The 17981-nt window shown below is 36.8% G+C and carries 19 protein-coding genes; 10 read left to right on the plus strand and 9 right to left on the minus strand.

Annotated features, from left to right (window positions below; all coding sequences use genetic code 11):
* Position 1 precedes the first annotated feature (1 nt).
* Together AC5WOF_RS10720 and AC5WOF_RS10725 are read right to left on the minus strand one after the other, a co-directional pair.
* Positions 2–1027: a UDP-N-acetylmuramoyl-tripeptide--D-alanyl-D-alanine ligase gene (locus AC5WOF_RS10720; RefSeq protein ID WP_496049931.1), complete on the minus strand. Its 1026-nt coding sequence runs from the start codon at positions 1025–1027 to the stop codon at positions 2–4.
* On the minus strand, positions 990–2528 hold the full coding sequence (locus tag AC5WOF_RS10725) for a recombinase family protein (RefSeq protein WP_496049932.1): 1539 nt from the start codon (positions 2526–2528) through the stop codon (positions 990–992). Before AC5WOF_RS10725 ends, AC5WOF_RS10720 begins: the two co-directional genes overlap by 38 nt.
* 83 nt (positions 2529–2611) lie before the next feature.
* On the opposite strand from AC5WOF_RS10725, the gene AC5WOF_RS10730 reads away from it, so the two are divergent.
* The 6 genes from AC5WOF_RS10730 (at position 2612) to AC5WOF_RS10755 (ending at position 7283) form a co-directional block, all read left to right on the plus strand.
* Positions 2612–2767, plus strand: a complete 156-nt coding sequence (locus tag AC5WOF_RS10730) for a hypothetical protein (RefSeq protein WP_496049933.1) — start codon at positions 2612–2614, stop codon at positions 2765–2767.
* A 1377-nt stretch (positions 2768–4144) separates the two neighbouring features.
* Complete coding sequence (locus AC5WOF_RS10735; RefSeq protein WP_496049934.1) at positions 4145–4858, plus strand: 2OG-Fe(II) oxygenase; 714 nt, start codon at positions 4145–4147, stop codon at positions 4856–4858.
* An 88-nt stretch (positions 4859–4946) separates the two neighbouring features.
* Positions 4947–5567: a bifunctional transcriptional activator/DNA repair enzyme AdaA gene (locus AC5WOF_RS10740; protein ID WP_496049935.1), complete on the plus strand. Its 621-nt coding sequence runs from the start codon at positions 4947–4949 to the stop codon at positions 5565–5567.
* 1 nt (position 5568) lies between these two features.
* Positions 5569–6102, plus strand: coding sequence for a methylated-DNA--[protein]-cysteine S-methyltransferase (gene adaB / locus AC5WOF_RS10745; protein ID WP_496049936.1), 534 nt, complete (start codon positions 5569–5571; stop codon positions 6100–6102).
* A 36-nt stretch (positions 6103–6138) separates the two neighbouring features.
* Complete coding sequence (locus AC5WOF_RS10750) at positions 6139–6957, plus strand: SPL family radical SAM protein (protein WP_496049937.1); 819 nt, start codon at positions 6139–6141, stop codon at positions 6955–6957.
* Between the two features lie 20 nt (positions 6958–6977).
* Positions 6978–7283: an Ada metal-binding domain-containing protein gene (locus tag AC5WOF_RS10755; RefSeq protein WP_496049938.1), complete on the plus strand. Its 306-nt coding sequence runs from the start codon at positions 6978–6980 to the stop codon at positions 7281–7283.
* A 131-nt stretch (positions 7284–7414) separates the two neighbouring features.
* On the opposite strand, the gene AC5WOF_RS10760 is transcribed toward AC5WOF_RS10755, so the two are convergent.
* Positions 7415–8098, minus strand: a complete 684-nt coding sequence (locus AC5WOF_RS10760) for a DNA alkylation repair protein (RefSeq protein ID WP_496049939.1) — start codon at positions 8096–8098, stop codon at positions 7415–7417.
* A 1948-nt stretch (positions 8099–10046) separates the two neighbouring features.
* Positions 10047–10478: a hypothetical protein gene (locus tag AC5WOF_RS10765; RefSeq protein WP_496049940.1), complete on the minus strand. Its 432-nt coding sequence runs from the start codon at positions 10476–10478 to the stop codon at positions 10047–10049.
* Positions 10479–10648: 170 nt separating this feature from the next.
* On the opposite strand from AC5WOF_RS10765, the gene AC5WOF_RS10770 reads away from it, so the two are divergent.
* From AC5WOF_RS10770 to AC5WOF_RS10780, 3 genes are all read left to right on the plus strand, one after another.
* Positions 10649–11500, plus strand: a complete 852-nt coding sequence (locus AC5WOF_RS10770; RefSeq protein ID WP_496049941.1) for a cytochrome c oxidase assembly protein — start codon at positions 10649–10651, stop codon at positions 11498–11500.
* 12 nt (positions 11501–11512) lie between these two features.
* Positions 11513–11839 carry a c-type cytochrome gene (locus tag AC5WOF_RS10775; protein WP_496049942.1) on the plus strand — a complete coding sequence of 109 codons (327 nt, stop codon included), beginning with the start codon at positions 11513–11515 and terminating at the stop codon, positions 11837–11839.
* 109 nt (positions 11840–11948) lie between these two features.
* The gene (locus tag AC5WOF_RS10780) at positions 11949–12596 is read left to right on the plus strand and encodes a TetR/AcrR family transcriptional regulator (RefSeq protein ID WP_496049943.1); all 648 of its coding nucleotides are present in this window, start codon (positions 11949–11951) and stop codon (positions 12594–12596) included.
* A gap of 17 nt (positions 12597–12613) precedes the next feature.
* Here the strand turns inward: AC5WOF_RS10780 and AC5WOF_RS10785 are convergent, their stop codons facing one another.
* The 5 genes from AC5WOF_RS10785 to AC5WOF_RS10805 all read right to left on the minus strand — a co-directional run bounded on the left by AC5WOF_RS10785 (position 12614) and on the right by AC5WOF_RS10805 (position 16554).
* Entirely contained in the window at positions 12614–13168 is a 555-nt protein-coding gene (locus tag AC5WOF_RS10785; RefSeq protein WP_496049944.1) for a GNAT family N-acetyltransferase, read from the minus strand.
* Positions 13169–13219: 51 nt separating this feature from the next.
* A complete protein-coding gene (locus AC5WOF_RS10790; RefSeq protein ID WP_496049945.1) occupies positions 13220–14050 on the minus strand; it encodes an aldo/keto reductase in 831 nt (276 codons plus the stop codon).
* A gap of 14 nt (positions 14051–14064) precedes the next feature.
* Positions 14065–14550 carry a DinB family protein gene (locus AC5WOF_RS10795; protein WP_496049946.1) on the minus strand — a complete coding sequence of 162 codons (486 nt, stop codon included), beginning with the start codon at positions 14548–14550 and terminating at the stop codon, positions 14065–14067.
* Between the two features lie 94 nt (positions 14551–14644).
* Positions 14645–15553: a DMT family transporter gene (locus tag AC5WOF_RS10800; protein WP_496049947.1), complete on the minus strand. Its 909-nt coding sequence runs from the start codon at positions 15551–15553 to the stop codon at positions 14645–14647.
* Between the two features lie 161 nt (positions 15554–15714).
* A complete protein-coding gene (locus tag AC5WOF_RS10805; protein ID WP_496049948.1) occupies positions 15715–16554 on the minus strand; it encodes a helix-turn-helix transcriptional regulator in 840 nt (279 codons plus the stop codon).
* Positions 16555–16689: 135 nt separating this feature from the next.
* Here AC5WOF_RS10805 and fabF point away from each other — a divergent pair, with 135 nt between their 5' ends.
* On the plus strand, positions 16690–17925 hold the full coding sequence (gene fabF, locus AC5WOF_RS10810; RefSeq protein ID WP_496049949.1) for a beta-ketoacyl-ACP synthase II: 1236 nt from the start codon (positions 16690–16692) through the stop codon (positions 17923–17925).
* Positions 17926–17981: the final 56 nt, after the last annotated feature.

Consider the following 17981-nt stretch of genomic DNA (forward strand, 5'->3'; position numbering starts at 1 on the left):
TTTAACGCAATGTTTGGACAACCTTTTCTAAATGTAACTTTCTCGAGGCTTTGAAATATACTACTGCATTGGAAGGGACTCTATTTTTTATATGTGTAATCATTGGTGCGTGACGATAGTATGAGAATACTTTATTTGGATTCATGCCATTACGGATAGCACTCAACGCTATTTTTCTTCCTAATATTCCAATCGTAATCAATTGATCAATATTTAATTTTGCGACATACTGACCAATGGAGGCATGAGATTTGTCAGAAATATTCCCGAGCTCCAGCATGTCACCCAGTACAGCAATTTTTGGTCGCTTATATGAGATTTGCTGTAATACATTTAATCCAGCTTTCATAGCAGTTGGATTTGCGTTCCAGGCATCATTGATAAGCGTACGACCTTTTTTGGAAGATAGTACTTGTAATCTCATCTTTGGTGTTCGAAAACGTGCCAACCCACGTTGGATATTGGTTAAAGATATCCCCATGCTTGTAGCAACACCAATTGCAGCTAACGCATTATAGACATTATGTTTTCCATAAGTAGGGATGAAGATGTTTGCTTTTTTGGATTGAATGATCACATCAAATTGAATCCCTTTTGCAGAGTATTTGATGTTTTCTCCTCGAATATAAACATTATCACTCAGGCCGAATGTTCGTATTTTTGCTTTCGTTCGTTTTAGATCGAGACGTTTGGAACGTTCATCATCTGCATTGATGTATAAAACCCCACCAGAACGCACACCTTCCACTAACTCTTGTTTTGCTTTTACCACACGATTGAGCCCACCTAAACTGCCAGCATGGGCTTCGCCCACATTGGTGACAACTCCAATATGCGGTTTTACGATATTACACTGCCGCCGAATATTATTTAAACTTTTCATACCAATTTCAAGTAAAAGTAAGTTGTGTTGATCATTTAGGCGAATAAGGTAATTTGGTAAAAAGGAAAATGTATTAACGTTCCTATTATACCAATAAATAATAACACTAAATTTTCGGATAAACAACCAGGGTAAACTGGTCATTTCGTTGATGTTCTTCTTTTTTATATGTACATTTTTCGAGTACACTTTTTAATAAAGAGTTTTTTTGTGCTGGATCATCTAACTGATCGTAAATCTCTAAAACGTGTTTCACTCGAGGGATGATATCTTCTTTTGCTTTTAGTCGTTCTTTTTCTTTCGATAGTTCATTCGTGGTCTTTAGTATCGTCGAATGTACTTCAATGATTCGATTAGCAACATGTTGTGATCGTTCTAGATAGGTATCCTCATCATAAATCCCACGCTCTAATAGATCATGTAATCGACCTTTTTGGGATTCCAAGTTCTTTAATTCTTGATTCAAATTATTTAGTGTCGTTTCTTTTAGTTCCAAAATAGAACTTTCGTTATGTGGCTGGTCGGATGAATTCCATTTTAACTCGTATTGTTCTAACCACTGATGAAGTACTGAAATTACCCTATCCTCCACATGAGAAAAACGTGTACTTCTGTTTTTGCATTGCTTCCTCTTATAACAATAGATGTGGGGGGGCTGCTTCGAAAATGTTTTTAATGTCATCGATGATCCACAGTTTTCACATTCAATCAGTCCAGCCAATGGATTTGCAATCTTATTCGAAGACTTGTGGGGAACATGACTCCTATTCTTTAGGATATTCTGTGTTTTTTTGTACATTTCCATTGAAATGATGGGTTCATGTTTACCTTCTACATCAATCCAGTCTTCTTGTGGTCTTTTAACAGAGCCTAGTTTGTTATTCTTTGTTTGAGAAGATTGTGTTTTTTTCCATTGTATCCGGCCAGCATATGCAGCATTTTTTAAGATGTTTCTCACCAAGTATCCATTCCATAACTTATCTTCATAAGTTCGTATTCCCTGGGCATTCAATACATCAGCAATTCTACTTGATCCCAGTCGCTCATTAGGATCATCATTTGTATATAATTCAAAAATCATTTTCACAATTGGAGCTGTTTCTTCATTTGGAACTAAATAACGACTATTCGTATCTTCTTTCACTTTGTAACCATAAGGTGGACGAGTTGCAATAAAGTTTCCTTCCTCAGCTGATCGGATACGTCCACCTTGTAGACGACGAGTAATAATTTTTAATTCCTTTCGAGCCATAAAAGCTTCGAATTCCGAGTATTCTTCATCCCATTCATCATGAAGATCATAGCTTTTACGTGGTGTAATTATCTTTGTATTGGAATTTCGAAACGTTTCTAAGATTAGACCTTGTTCCTTCATGTTTCCACGCCCTAGACGGTCCATGTCCATAACCAGAACAGCTTCATATTTTTCCGCTTCAATTTCTTTTAGCAATTCCATCATCTCTGGGCGATGGAGGAGGCTTTCTCCTGATGCGATTTCCTGTCTGATTTTAACGATATTTAGATTTTGCTGTTCCGCTACTTGCAGTAATGCCTTTTTATGTTTTGCGAGGGTTTCTCCTTCTCCTCGTGCTTCTGCTTCAATATCACTTCTCGATTTCCGGAGGTAAATAGCTACTCTTTCCATTAAGAAAATTCACACCTTTTGAATGATAAATAATGAGATTGTCCTCAGGATGGGATTGCATACGATTTACAGAGGTGATCCATATGCAAGATCATCAATATAGCCAAGTATATCAGATAGGAGGTACAACGATATATGTTGTTGCCCCGCAAATTACGGATGAAGAGAGAATAAAAAGATTAGAAGAAATAAAGAAACAAATATGGTTATTATGGATGAATATGATATCAGAAAAATAAAAGCGATCTTGTTTATTAATATCACTATAAAAGGATTTTCTCATTCATTCAAGTTGGTACAAACTGAATATAAAGACAGCAAAAGGGAGATGGTTAAATCACTGTTACTGGTTCAATTACTCTAACTTCCCATATTGAAATAGATATTATCACGATTAGGAAGCAGAGAAGACCGCATAGAAGGTTACCGACAAGATCCAAGGGAAGGGGAAGGACGGCAAGTGATCCCCCGGCACAGTGGCGCTAGGTGTTCGTAGTAATATTAGCGGATACTGAGCGTCCGTCGTGTTTTAATCAAAATAAGAGTTGTTATTGTTTATAGAGGTGCATGGATGAAAGAGTGGGCAAGGTTATTTTATAAAGGGAAAGCATGGCGCAACAGTTGTTATGCTTATTTTGTTTCAATATCGTTGATAGATCATGTTTCAATATAAATTAGGTGCTGGGTGGTGAACGAATGCTCACCACCCAGCGTATGTCAGAGAGGGATTCGAGTTTTATTTCTCATTCCCCTGAGTGTTGTCCTCGGAAGTACCGCTGGAGTGCCCCTCCTCGTTGTCCCTTTCATGGGACAACTTAGACGGATGTACCCGTCCGATGGAGATGGCACCAAGACCCTTGGTCTCTTCCTCTGACATTTGTGGTCTCCTTTCTGTTCGGTAACAGACCACATGTTGATAATAAAGAAAAGAATGTATATATACAAGTTAATATATTGTAAAAGTTTAGATTGGAACGATAGGAATACTTGAAGATAATGAACTTGATATCCTATACATTTCTCCAGAGGGCATGAAAAGAGTATTCCGAGAACATACAAAGCAGTTTTTTCATCCATGTTATGATGCTGATAAAAAATTTTATATTTACAACAAACCTCATCGAGCGGAAGACAACAATAGTCACACTCCTGAGTAGTTTGAAGCGCTGGAAAAATCGCTTCAAACAGATGCCAAAACCATTTGGATCGGTTACAAAAAGCTCCTGTGAATGCCGATACTCCAGGAATCATCAAGACAATTAATCGATTGAATGAAATTCGCGCTTTAGGTGCGGAGCAGTGGAAATTCTAAACTGGTTTATATTACAAACATGGGTGTTGTACATAGAAATAACTTTAGTAATCAGGACTGGCATATACTTCTATCAACAACTCTAGTAAAAACAACCTTTGTGTGTTTTTACTAGAGTTGTTGTTTTTATGTATGGATCTTTTCGAGGAAGTTGACCTAACCGAAAACCCTAGAAGTATTTATCACATAATAATCTTTACTAATTTTGTTATCTTGCTATTACATTCTAAAAGCCTTATTTTTTCTTATTTATGGGGTTATAGTGTTAGTTATCAAGAATATTGCTAAATAGGAGATGATAAAAATGGTCCAAGATATAAAAACACGTGTCAAAAGCTTAAATTGGGATTCAATTCAAAACGAATTAGATGATCAAGGATTTGCAAAGCTTTCAGCGATTTTAACAAAAGAGGAATGCGACTCCATCATGGAACTTTATAGTGTGGAAGAGTCATACAGAGCGACAATCAATATGACGAGATATCGCTTTGGGAATGGGGAGTACAAATATTTTTCCTATCCATTACCTGACATCATTCAAAGTTTAAGAGAGTCCTTTTATCCAGAGTTGGCCAAAACAGCAAATCGATGGTTGGGTTATTTAAAGAAATCAGAACAGTTTCCGGATCATCTTCAAGATTTTTTGAAAACATGTGAAGAATATGAACAAACCAGACCGACACCCTTAATTTTAAAATATGAAACAGGTGGGTTTAATTGTTTGCACCAAGATTTATATGGAGAGGTGTTTTTCCCATTTCAAGTAGTATTTGTAATAAATCAACGAGATAAAGACTATACGGGTGGTGAGTCTTTATTAGTGGAACAAATTCCTCGTGCTCAGAGCAGGGGACATGTGATTACTTTAGAACAAGGCAGTGCGCTTATCTTTCCTACTAACCATAGACCTGCTCTTGGCAAAAAAGGATATTACAAAAATAAGGTTCGTCATGGAGTAAGTACAGTTATTTCTGGAGAACGATATGGTCTTGGAATCATTTTTCATGATTCCAAGTAGGTATTAAATTTCAATATCTTGCTATTTTATTCCTAGAATCATCCATTTTGAATTTATAGAGGATATACTGTAAGGAGAGGTGAAGTAAGTGCCGGACAGTACTAATAATAAATACCAAGAGAGTCTTGATTATGGAATTTCGAATGACGCGAAAATCATGACAGACGATAAGTGGCAAGCAATTATAGATAATGATGCATCGTACAATGATCAATTTTTCTATGCTGTAAAAACCACGGGGATTTTCTGTAAACCATCTTGCAAATCCCGTGTTCCAAAAAAAGAAAATGTATGTATTTTTCAAAGCGCAGAACAAGCTCTCCATGCAAATTTTCGCCCTTGTAAACGTTGCAAGCCTACTAATGAGAAATTGCCTGATAGTGAGTGGGTTGCTCTTATCACTGAATACATTGATAAAAATTTTACAGAAAAATTAACTCTAGAAACGTTAGCATATATTGCTCACGGGAGCCCCTATCATTTGCATCGAACGTTTAAAAAAATTAAAGGCATCACACCAGTTGAATATATCCGACAGGTTAGATTAAACGCTGCTAAAGAGTATTTGGTTCACACAAATAAAGCGATTGGGGATATCGCCATATGTGTAGGTATGCCTAACACGCCCTATTTTATTACTTTATTTAAAAAGAAAACCGGACATCCACCAGCGCAATTTCGTCAAATGAGTAAAATGGAGGAAATGTAAAATGGAATCAAAGAATAAACCAACCCTTTATTGGTCTTTGCTAAAGTTTAAGGATTTGAATTTTTATATTGCATCAACATCTAAGGGACTTGTGTTTGTTGGTTCACAGAACAAACCATTCGAGGAATTGTCTGAATGGGCTAAGAAACACTTTACGGGAAGTCCTCTTGTTGAAGATGGTGAAAAGCTTGAACCCTATGCAGATGAAATTACCCAGTATCTAAAAGGAAAACGGAAAACCTTCACTGTTCCATTTAATTACAATGGGACAGCATTCCAGCTTGCAGTTTGGAATGCACTTTGTGAAATTCCGTACGGACAGACTAAGTCTTATTCAGACATTGCAAATTATATAAATAAACCAGCAGCTGTTCGAGCTGTAGGTGCGGCGATTGGGGCTAATCCAGTATTAATTACTGTTCCCTGTCATCGTGTAGTAGGAAAGAATGGATCATTAACCGGCTATCGTGGTGGATTAGAAATGAAGACACTGCTTTTGGATTTGGAAAGACAAGCATTATCCAACAAGGAGTGATTATTGCCTTACAATGAATGGAAAGGAGGTTCCGTCATGAAAAGTGAATTGTTCTATAAAAACCCAAAAACCATTCTTAATAAAGGTACAGGCTTTCTTTCTGGGTATACTCATTCACTAAATCCTTATACAGGTTGTTCGTTTGGGTGTTCATATTGTTATGTACGCCAAATGCCTGTATCCCTCTTTCGAGAAGGGGAATGGGGAAATTGGGTTGATGTTAAAAACGGAGCTGCGAATTTATTAAGCAAGGAGCTTCATCGCGCCAAAGCCAAAGGGAAAGTAACCATATTTATGTCATCAAGTACAGACCCATATCAACCCATAGAGCATAAAGAAAAAGTGACGCGATCTTTACTAGAGGTTATGATAGAAGATCCCCCTGACTTTTTATTAGTACAGACAAGAAGCCCACTTGTAAGTCGAGATATCGATTTGCTGCAGCATTTAAAAGATAAAGTCCGGGTAAGTATGACGATTGAAACGGATTCGGAAACGATGCGTAAACATTTTACTCCAAAGGCACCTCCTATTCAGGCACGCTTTAAGACATTGGTAAAATTAGTGGATGCGAAAATACCGACCCAAGTGGCGATAGCACCCATATTACCGAGTGGGGACTATTTTCCTGAGAAATTGAAGACATTCGTCGATCGGATATGTATTGACGACTACTTTATGGGCGATGGCAGTGGAGGAAAACGCACAAAAAAACTTGGAATTGAAAAAAAATATGCACAACTTGGTTTAGAAGAATGGTATGGGCCGCAAGCTATTAGAAAAGTATATAAGAGATTTATAGGTGTCTTTCCGGAAAATCAGATTTATGTGAGCCAGACAGGGTTTGAGCCGTAAATATTACAGGATGTGATTACATGTGTAAAAAAAATGCGGAAGGTGCTGAAAATGGAAATGAAAAAAAGACATTTACACTGCTAGGTCCCGATATGCGTCCATATCAAAGTAATACACCAGGTATTTTTGGTGGGTATCGACGGGGGAAATTATATGGTAAATTAGATTGTCCTTCAACACTTCGAACTATAGCAAAAGGTGGATACGTGAAACATCGCGTGTTTTTTGCCGATGAACAGGCGGCTATATCAGCAGGTTTCAGGCCATGTGCAGTTTGCATGCCTGAAAAATATGCACAATGGAAGAAAGAGAAAAGAAAAAGATAAGAGAAATAATGAAATTGTATAAAACACGTGACAAAAAGTTCAGGTTTTTGTAAATAGAATCGCAATGATACACTAACGTACACATTTCATATGCCAACTTGTATCAATTTCATTGCCCTCTTTTTACTTTCTTATCCTCGTTTCATACTGCGGATGAGATTTTTTGTTTCTTTATCCACACGATTAGATTCCGTAATTTTTTGCAAGGCTTTATTATATGTAAAATCATCAAATGTGTTGTTTCTCAAATATTCCATTGTCGAATCGGGAAACTTCACATAACTGATGGAGACAGCCCATGCAACCGCCATTTTTGCATAAAACCCTTCATTCTTTACACAATCCAGGAGATTCAGCACTCTGTCGATGTATTCAGTCTCGATATAAAAGACCAGGAGCATAACCACTCCAAATCGTATCTCATATTCTTTCTTTGAAGATAGATAGGGCTGTAAAAACTCCCATACACACTCTTTATTTTCCTTTGTAAATTTTAGACCTGTACAAAAGCTATCACATACCGACCAATTATCAATTTTTGGCACGAACGAAGCCACATAAGACAGGAGTTCTTCAATATCCGTCTTAACATAGCCAATGACCATACCTTGCAGCATGATTTCCTCAAAATATTCATCTTTTGCAGTTTCAAGGTAAGTTCGCCAGTCCCCCTTTGCAATTTTTTTTGCTATTTTACGAAGCTCTGGCAGCCGAACACCTAATACATTGTTAATAGTAGGTATAAGTGCGGCCGAAAATTTCTGATAGTCTGTATCAATGAGTTCAAAGATTTGTTTTCTAATTGGATTTTCCATTGTTACACTCCTGTTAGCTTGAATTCGGTAACTTTATGAGCTAAGCTTTGTTGTTATTCTAACAGTTATACTATAACTGATTCTTTTTTGAAAAAGCCAAGAAATGAATATAACAGCAAGATATCGAAATATTATTGATGCAGCAATAACACTTAGTAATTGACCGGTGAAAATGTTCCTCTTGCAAATGTATTCATTTTCTTGTCGGAATCCCTTAATGTTGTAAATCCACATTTTCCTTATTTAGTTGCTCTTGCCAACTGTTTCAGTTTGGTAGGAGAGAGATATTTTTGCAATGTCTGTGAAAATAAATGAAATTCTTCTTTGGTGGATAGATTCATAAAAAACACGCCATCCTTTCCTTTTTTAAATCATTAAAGAAAGAATAGTGTGTTTTTTTGTTTTGGGTGAATGTTCTATTTTATATTAATCGAGCTTTTTAGACTGGGAATCATTCCAAAATTGATTTGGATCCGGCCACTCGCAGACGGAGGGTCTTCTACACCCTCTGCAGTGATGTAGACCGATACATCATTATTCTGCAAAATCTAGCAATTGCCAGACGTCTTAATTGACAGGTACTCTACCCTCCACCCATCCAATATAACTATAGTATACGAAAACAAGAATTTTCAAGTTAATTATTTATGAATTCTAAAAATACATATGACAATGGGAAGTGTGATGCTCTGAACTAGACATCTAGTAGGATAGCTAGTTTACTTTTCTTAGCTTGATAGAACCAGCAAACGGCTACTGAGGGGAAACGGAATCATATTATGGAATCTATCTGATGACATAAAAAAAGAGGGGATTATCCCTCTTTTTCACACTCTCTAAGTTTGTAGCTCGGTAAATATAAGGTTCAAACTTTCTTCTGTCGTGTTCCATTCGTTTGGGCTCAGGATAATTTTTTCGATGGTAAGCACTCCCTTTTTTAGATTTATCAACATTTTTCACTTTTTAAATTTGTAACTCAGCCACTTTAAGACTAAGATTATCTTCCGTTGTGTTCCATTCGTTTAGGGTTTGGGTAGTTATAGTAGGAAACACTCCCTCTTATAAGTTTACCAACATTTCTATTATATCATTTATTCAAAACAGTTAATATTTTTCTGGGTAAATCCTGTATTTTTGCATTTCTCCTCGAAAAGGTGTAATATCGAATTTTCAGAAATTGGTTATTTTTTCCTAACTCCTTATCTTGGGATGATGAATATGAATAGAGGCTATTTGATTTTTGCAATAAGCTTGATCTTCCTTTTCTAGGCGATGACTATGTCAAACAGGGTTACGGAACCGACTCACGGATTGAGAGGTCGCGCTGGAAAATAATCTCAGTCACCAAAGGATGAATGATAGTTCTTATTTAGGACATCATAAAGTCAAGAGTACATAACGATTAAGCCCAACCATATATACCTTCATAAGGTGTATATGAGGTGAGCGAAGATCATGTAAGATATTCAACAGATATCTTGCATGATTGACCGAATCATTTCGAATGGGCGATAGACTGTTTGGCTATGGTTTTCAACCATAACCAAACATCTATCGCCTCATCGTAATGCTAGGTAGATCGTTATGTACTCCTATTTGTATTTGTAGAGCTATTACACCAATTGTCGTTTTTTATACGACTTAAATTTGCAGTAGCTCAGTTAGGCAGATGGCATATGCGAGCTGGACAGGTACAAGTTGAAAACATAAGGAATGTATTACTTTCATATATAGATATACGACTTAGTTAAAAAGATGAGCCCTACCGACTACCGAAAGACGAAACACCGAAACGTTTCGGTAAATCGATGCCTCCAAGAGCTGAGGGTTGGAAGTTTACCATTTGAGTTAGGTAATTTTTCACGAATTCCTCAGGTGATCATCCAAATGGATTTGAGGAGATTTGAAGTTCCTCAATTTTTTATTGAATTTGGTATAAAGTGAATGATTATGTATTTAGATTACCATCAGTTCGAACCATACGAAAGTGCTGACGTAGTATGGATGCTACCATAGCGGTAGTCGTTGATTTTCCCGCACTTCCAGTTATACCAATTACTTTTGGATGGAATTGTTTCCAGTTCCACAAAGCCATTTTCCAGTAGGCTGCATAGGGGTCTTTTGCTCGTATTATAGCTACACTTGCAGGGATACCTTTTGCACTGAAATGATTAGGAATAACAACAGCAGCTGGTCGTACTTTTTGAATTGCTGCTAGTTGTTTTTCCCACTTACTCTGTTTGGTGTAAACATAGATTTGATGGGATTTCAATGAACGAAATCTGGCAAAGTTTATTTCATGAATAGGTAAGTTCGGTTTACCAGACAGTAATTTTCCTTTCATGATGTTTACAGCTTTTCCGAGAGTAGTAGCCCTCACTTTTCTCCCTCCCATATTTCTCTCTTCTGCGCTATCTTATTCGATCAAGTGAAAAGTGGAGATGGGTAAGTACCCAAATTGTTGAGAAAGTTTAACAATGGATCATGGCATTTAGAGATAACAGGTGTTAAGATAGAAAACGATGTATGATGAAGAGAGGAGGAGTCCTTATGAGTGGTTCCCAATTCTTTCAGATTTTTTTATATGCAAATAACTGGGATATTGTTTTAAATTTGGTTTTCATTGCGATTGCATTGGTATATATTTTATTGACTGGTCCATTGGTAAAGTTTATTTCAGGAGCAACACCAGTTTCTGGACTCCATCGTTTTTCTTTTATCGTGGGACTTATGTTTTACTACTTTGCTGAAGGTAGTCCTCTGACCTTGTTGTCGCACGAGTTGTTCAGTATGCATATGGCGCAGATGACGATTTTGTACATCGTAATGCCGCCCTTATTGTTACTCGGTATTCCAGGATGGTTCGTTCGTCCATTGTTAAAAATAAAAGTTTTTCGGTCTTTGTTGACTTTCTTTACGAAACCTTTAATTATCTTGTTTATTTTTAATGGTCTTCTTTCTGTGTATCATGTGCCAGCTGTCTTTGATATGATTATGGAGAACCATCTATATCATAATATTGCTCACACCATTTTACTTATCACCGCATTGTGCATGTGGTGGCCTATTATTTGTCCTGTAGAAGAGATGGATAAAATAAAACCATTACACAAATTGGCCTACATTTTTGCAAATGGAGTTTTACTGACACCAGCTTGTGCATTAATTATGTTTGCTGATACCACAATCTATCCCATGTACAGTCAGGTTTCACCATTTTCGATCATGACACCCCTGCAAGATCAGCAAACTGGTGGCGTGATCATGAAGATTACACAGGAAGTGGTTTACATTACAGCAATTGCTCTTGTCTTTTCCAGATGGTTTCGCATCCAGCGGGCACAAGATGAAAAAGAGTTAGCAGAATGGAAAAAAAGTCAACTTGCTACAGACAAACCGTAAGGAGAGAAAGTTTTGAAAAAAAGATGGCTCCTCATTCCAATCGTTTCCCTATTTTTACTATTTGCTGCTTGTAGCACTTCAAACAACAAATCTGAGACACCGAAAACAACTCAGCAGTTATCTGCAGAAGAGACTCTCTTTCAAAATCATTGTTCTACTTGCCATGGTGGAAATTTAGAAGGTGGATATGGTCCAGCACTACAACATGTGGGGAAAACATATTCTAAGGAACAAATTTTAACGATAATGAAAAATGGTAAAGGCAGTATGCCTTCCCAATCGTTTATACCAAAAGCAGATCAAGAAAAATTAGCAGCATGGCTATCCAATAAAAAATAGACACATACAGTGTCTATTTTTTATTGGATGTTTGCAATTGATGAATCTTTCAGTTGTTATGATATTATCATGAAGATGAAAATGTGTAACGGAGTAGGTGAACAGCAGTATGGATAGATGGATGCAAGATTTAGCGGAAGACCAAAAAAAATTGACGGAAAAGCAGCAAAATATATTAGAAGCAGCAATTCATCTGTTTGCAGAAAAAGGATACAATGGCACGACTACTAGTGAGATAGCAAAGTTCGCAGGTGTTGCAGAGGCAACCATTTTTAAACATTATCGTACCAAAAAAGGACTGCTCCTTCGATTAGTTATTCCCGTAATCTCAAAGTTTGCTAGCCCCTTTATTTTAAATACACTTGTAGAGATTTTAGAACAAGAAAAGCCAATTGAAGAGATTTTGCAAGACTTGATCGAAGATCGAACGGAATTAGTGGAAAAAAATTGGAAGACGATACGAATTGTATTAATCGAAAGTTTATTTCATCCTGATATTCGTGAAGCATTAAAAGAAAATGTGGGGAAGCATGTTATTGATATTGTTAGTCAAAAAATAAACCGTTTAAAAGCAATTGGAAAGATAAGAGATGATCTACCTAATCGTGTCTTGATAAGGGGTATTATGTCTTCTGTATTCGGTTATTTATTGGCTAAAAATGCAGTTCCAGATATTTTATCAGCAGGTAATGAAGATGAAGAATTAAAGTGGACAGTCGAACTGATGTTACATGGTATAAAAGGAGAAAACAAGTAGAGTCAAAAAAAGCAATTCTACTTGTTTTTTATGAGATTCCAAGTTTCTGTTGTGATTGCGAATATCTCATGATCTTCCCATATCCCAAAAATCTGTACATGATATTTGGACAAACCTTCATTTAGGAATCCATTTTTTTCTAACACTCGGATAGATCCTTTATTATGGGGCATGACTCCTGCTTGTACACGATGGAGACCTACTTCTTCAAAAGCAAATTGCAGAGCAAGTTTGATTGCTAATGTCATGTAACCTTTGCCTTGCATACCCTCTGCTATGGAGTAACCAATAGTACAATTTTGCCACGAAGCCCGCACAATGTTACTCAATGTTAGTCTGCCGATAAGTTGATGGTCGTAAAGGAATATACCAAATCCATAGGATCGATCATTTTCCCAGTCGTTTATTTCGGTTTTAATCTTTTCCAGTTGTCCTTCTATAAGATAGTAAGATTCGGGTCGTATGGGGTTATATGGTTCCAAGAATGCTCGATTTTCTTGCCAATAGTGATAAAGGGAATCTACATCTTTTACGTTTAGGGGACGAATATAAAGACCGTTTGTTTGTAGCATTCATATCACACCTTGTTTTGGCTTTTTTAATGAAAATTATTTTCGTTTATTTTAGTACTCAAAGTTATCAGGGTCTTTACCTGCCCGAAGGTTCTCATTAAGTGAATTGATTTGCTCCATATCTTCAGCAGTTAGAGAAAAATCAAAAATATTAGCATTTTCGATCAGGCGTTCTTTTTTAGTAGTCTTAGGTATAGTAATTACGCCATTTTGTAAATCCCATCGTAAAATGACTTGTGCAATGGTTCTGTGATGTTTTGCTGCAATTTCTCTCAAGGTGGGTTCGTCCTGAAGTCTACCTCTCATCAAAGGAGACCAAGCTTCTAATTGAATACTTTCTTGCTGGCAAAAAGCTCGTATTTTCTCTTGGGATAGCTTGGGATGGTATTCTACTTGGTTTACCATAGGTTTTATCGTTCCGATACCCATTACATCTTGTAGGTGATGAATGTGAAAGTTACTTACTCCAATCGCTCTGACTTTTCCTTCTTGGTATAGTTTTTCTAACGCTTTCCAAGTATCTTTGTAAAAATTAGGGACAGGCCAATGGATTAAATAGAGATCTAAATAATTTAATCCAAGGCGTTTTAGACTCGCATCAAAAGCTGCAAGTGTAGATTCATAACCTTGGTCTGTATTCCATACTTTTGAAGTAATGAATAGGTCTTCACGTGAAATAGTAGCTGTCTTTATTGCTTCCCCCAAACTGCTTTCATTTTTATAAAGAGAAGCAGTGTCAAAACTTCGATAGCCCAGTTCAATTGCGGTATGCACTGTAGAAATCAATTCTGCTCCTTCTTGAATTTTATAAACCCCTAAGCCAAACCATGGCATTTTTACTCCATTATGTAAAGTAGTAGTAGAGTGGATATCTTTTATCATTTAGCTGTATCTCCTTAAGGCAAATGTAGGTTTGTCTTTACTTCATTAATTTGTTCCAAATGCCTTTTTTCATGTAATCCTACAAACTCTACCCATTGATGAAAACTCATAGCTTCTCCCAACACTGGATGTCTCATTGATTTTTGTGCAAGTTGATCAGCAGTTAATCCTTCTATGAATAACTCAAAAACATGACGTGAATTGTTTAATTTTTTTCGCAGTGAGTGCAATGTTCGAAACTCATCACTGATTGGAATTGGATATACAAGTTTCCGAGAGCGGTCTAGGGTTAATTGAACGGGTTTTACGATTGGTTTTTCTGTTTTCATTTGAAGGTGCTGTGTCATTTTTTTGGTGATGGTGTCTTCAGTTAAATAAAGATGCTCCAGTATTTGAGCAATGCTCCATCTGTCAGATGATTCTTGTTGATTGATTTGTTTGTCTGTTAAATACATGATGGTATTCCAAATACCGTTGCGAATTTCATTATGTTTAAACAAATTAATCCCCCCTTTATATTTATATTATACAACTGATACTCTGATAGGATTTATTAAAAACACCTTTCCACAACTGGTTTGGTGTAGAAAGGTGTTATTTTGTTTCGCTTAAGGATGTAGAAGAAATAGTAGGATCTTTTTTTGTTTTCCAAGGAATTTCTGCTAGAAGTATTCCAAGAATAATAATAGAACAACCAAATAGCTCTTCATTTGATAAAGTGATACCATTTACATAGTAGTCACCTATTGCTGCAAATACTGGCTCGAGGGTGAAAATGATTGCAACACGTGCAGAAGAGACTTTTTTCTGGACGATTGTTTGTGCTACAAAAGCGTAAACTGTTGCAAGAGCAGATGTAATTAGAATAGCTGTCCAAACAACTGGTTTTCCTATTAAAGCAATTTTTACGGATTCAAAGAAAAAAGATGAAATTCCACTAAGAACAGTGACAGTTATAAGTTGCCAAATGACAAAAGTGTAAGTTCCTACTTTGTTTGTAAAGTGGCCGGTGAGAGCAATTTGGATTGCAAAAGCCAAAGCACATCCTAAAGCAAGTACATCACCCATATTCATTCCTACGATCGATCCTGAAAGAAAATAAAGACCGATAACAGAACAGATGACTCCGATTAAAGTAGGTATTTTTATACGGTGTCGAAAAAATAGGAGTGCGACAAAAGGAACGAAAGCGACATTCATTCCTGTGAAAAATCCAGATTTACCTGATGTGGTGTAAAGCAGACTGAATGTTTGCAAGGTAAATCCAAGGAATAGAAAAAATCCGATCAATGCCCCACTCTTTATAGCTGCCCAGTTCCAGATGTTTTCTTTCACAAAAAGCTTATTGATGAGCCATAACAAAAGGAAGGCAACAAAAAAGCGAATAGCTAGAAAAGAGTAAGGAGGGATTTCTTTGATGGCATTCTGAACCACCACAAAAGTGACTCCCCAAAAAAATGTAACAGAAATCAGAATGAACTCAGGTAAAAAGCGTTTAGACACTTTTCCACCTCCTGCACAAAACTCATACTAGAATAACATAAATAAATATGTTTTGTATATTCAAAATAAAATTTTGTATTTTTAGTATTTATGAGATAATTTCTTCTGGTTGAGATGAAAAGAAAGCATGAAAACACAAGAGGCGAAAGAGTGGCCTCTTTTTATTCATTTAATATCCTCTGTACAATTTGTTCCATCTTTTTAACTGTATTTTTATCAGATGGTGTAAACACGCTACAACGGATGTCAGAGTTTTCTTTTATATCTAAAGAAGTGAGATCAAATAGCATTTTCCCCATTTTTGCGTGACGAAATTCAATAAATACTTCAGGAGATGAACTGACATCATTTTGGTGCCAAAAAGATTGAAAGTCTGCATTTTCAAGAGACAATTTGTTAATGAATTCATTGTACCAAGGGTCACCCATATACTTCCCATAGTAAGAACGAAACAGTGCTAAAAATCCACGTGCAAAGTCCGGCCAATTAACAGCTAACTGTCGTAATTCTCTGCGGGTAAATAGTAACCAGATCATATTACGTTCTTCTTGTGGTACTTGGTCAAAATTAAGAAAGACCCCAGCAGCAGCTTGATTCCACTCAATAATATTACATCTACTGTCTGAGACGATTGTGGGAAAATGGCGTAGTTCTTGAAGGATAGCCTTCATACCACTGCTAATTTCGGGCGTTTTTTCACTATTTGGTACAGTTGGTTGATCTAAAGCCAACATGAACAAATATTTTTTTTCTTCTTCGTTCAGTTGTAGGGCAGAAGATATACTGTTTAATACAGAAGAGGTAAGGGTAATATTTCTTCCTTGCTCAAACCATGTATACCATGTTGTACTTATGCCAGCTAATTGGGCAACTTCCTCTCTTCTTAGACCAGGCGTTCTCCTACGTCCGATAGAAGGCAGTCCAACTTCGTTGGGTTGTAACTTAGCTCGATGTGTCTTTAAAAACTCGGATAAGGCTTTTAATCGAGTATCTTCATTCATATCTCTAAGATCTCCTTTTTAGCAGGTAGATTTTCTGTATGCTAGCATTTATTATACTAGGATAACCTATAACTTGTAATAGGATAATGATCTGTGTCATTCTAAAAGAAAATATAGTGAAATGAGGGAAGAATGATGGGGAGAGTTGTTATTACAGGTATGGGGGTCATATCTCCAGTGGGAAACGATGTAAATACATTTTGGGATCGTATTCGCCATGGAATATCCGGTATATCTACTATTGATACATTTGATACAGCATCATTTTCCACTAAGATAGCCGGTTTGGTTCGTGATTTTGATGCAGCAAGTATTGTAGGAAAAAAAGAAGCTCGGAAGATGGATCGATTTTGTCAATTTGCTGTTGCAGCATCAAAACAAGCCATTGACGATGCTGGTCTCATTATTGAAGAGGAAAATAGGGGTCGAATTGGTGTTTACATTGGTTCGGGTATTGGAGGAATTCAAACGATTTTAGAAAATCACCGTACTATGTTAGATCGTGGACCATCGCGTGTAAATCCCGCTCTTGTACCGATGATGATAGCAAATATGGCTAGCGCTCAAGTAAGCATACTGTTTGGGTTGAAAGGCCCGACCATGGCGCATGTTTCTGCTTGTGCGACTAGCAATAATGCGATTGGAGAAGCATTTAAGTTAATTCAAAGGGGAGGAGCTGATGTGGTAATTGCTGGGGGAGCAGAAGCAGCTATAACGGATCTAGCACTTGCAGGCTTTGGTAATGCCAGAGCATTATCTACGAGAAATGATGAACCTACTCGTGCTAGTAGGCCTTTTGATCGAGATCGAGATGGATTTGTAGCTTCTGAAGGTGCCGGAATTTTGGTATTGGAATCTTTCGAACATGCAGTGAATAGGGGTGCCGTTATCCATGCAGAAGTGATAGGTTATGGCTCTACTTCTGATGCGTATCATATGGTTGCTACTGATGTAGAAGGATTAGGTGCTTATCAGGCAATGAAAGAAGCAGTTGAAGATGCTAACATTTCTATTGAAGAAATTGACTACATCAATGCACATGCCACAAGTACACCTGTAGGAGATCAATCTGAAACGATTGCAATCAAAAAATTGTTGGGGAAACGTGCTTATGAAGTTCCAGTCAGTGCAATAAAATCAATGGTTGGTCATATGTTAGGGGCAGCAGGTGGGGTAGAGGCTATAGCCTTAGTAAAAACGATCCAAGGGAACATTATTCCACCAACTATTAATTTGAATAATCCTAGTCCGGAATGTGATTTAGATTATGTTCCAAATGAAGCGCGAGAACAACTAGTAGATATCGGGATCTCCAATTCAATAGGTTTTGGCGGCCATAATGCAGTTTTAGTTTTGAAGAAGTTAAAATAAGGAGTTTTCATTCACGGTTTAATACCAAGATCTTTTTAAAATTGGTTTAAATCGTG

The organism is Shimazuella sp. NTD250, assembly GCF_059510375.1.

Excerpts from the sequence above, each read along its gene's own strand:
- AC5WOF_RS10720 (WP_496049931.1), bottom strand. The coding sequence starts at position 1,027 with ATGACCAGTTTACCCTGGTTGTTTATCCGAAAATTTAGTGTTATTATT.
- AC5WOF_RS10725 (WP_496049932.1), bottom strand. The coding sequence starts at position 2,528 with ATGGAAAGAGTAGCTATTTACCTCCGGAAATCGAGAAGTGATATTGAA.
- AC5WOF_RS10730 (WP_496049933.1), top strand. The coding sequence starts at position 2,612 with ATGCAAGATCATCAATATAGCCAAGTATATCAGATAGGAGGTACAACG.
- AC5WOF_RS10735 (WP_496049934.1), top strand. The coding sequence starts at position 4,145 with ATGGTCCAAGATATAAAAACACGTGTCAAAAGCTTAAATTGGGATTCA.
- adaB (WP_496049936.1), top strand. The coding sequence starts at position 5,569 with ATGGAATCAAAGAATAAACCAACCCTTTATTGGTCTTTGCTAAAGTTT.
- AC5WOF_RS10750 (WP_496049937.1), top strand. The coding sequence starts at position 6,139 with ATGAAAAGTGAATTGTTCTATAAAAACCCAAAAACCATTCTTAATAAA.
- AC5WOF_RS10755 (WP_496049938.1), top strand. The coding sequence starts at position 6,978 with ATGTGTAAAAAAAATGCGGAAGGTGCTGAAAATGGAAATGAAAAAAAG.
- AC5WOF_RS10760 (WP_496049939.1), bottom strand. The coding sequence starts at position 8,098 with ATGGAAAATCCAATTAGAAAACAAATCTTTGAACTCATTGATACAGAC.
- AC5WOF_RS10770 (WP_496049941.1), top strand. The coding sequence starts at position 10,649 with ATGAGTGGTTCCCAATTCTTTCAGATTTTTTTATATGCAAATAACTGG.
- AC5WOF_RS10780 (WP_496049943.1), top strand. The coding sequence starts at position 11,949 with ATGGATAGATGGATGCAAGATTTAGCGGAAGACCAAAAAAAATTGACG.
- AC5WOF_RS10785 (WP_496049944.1), bottom strand. The coding sequence starts at position 13,168 with ATGCTACAAACAAACGGTCTTTATATTCGTCCCCTAAACGTAAAAGAT.
- AC5WOF_RS10790 (WP_496049945.1), bottom strand. The coding sequence starts at position 14,050 with ATGATAAAAGATATCCACTCTACTACTACTTTACATAATGGAGTAAAA.
- AC5WOF_RS10805 (WP_496049948.1), bottom strand. The coding sequence starts at position 16,554 with ATGAATGAAGATACTCGATTAAAAGCCTTATCCGAGTTTTTAAAGACA.
- fabF (WP_496049949.1), top strand. The coding sequence starts at position 16,690 with ATGGGGAGAGTTGTTATTACAGGTATGGGGGTCATATCTCCAGTGGGA.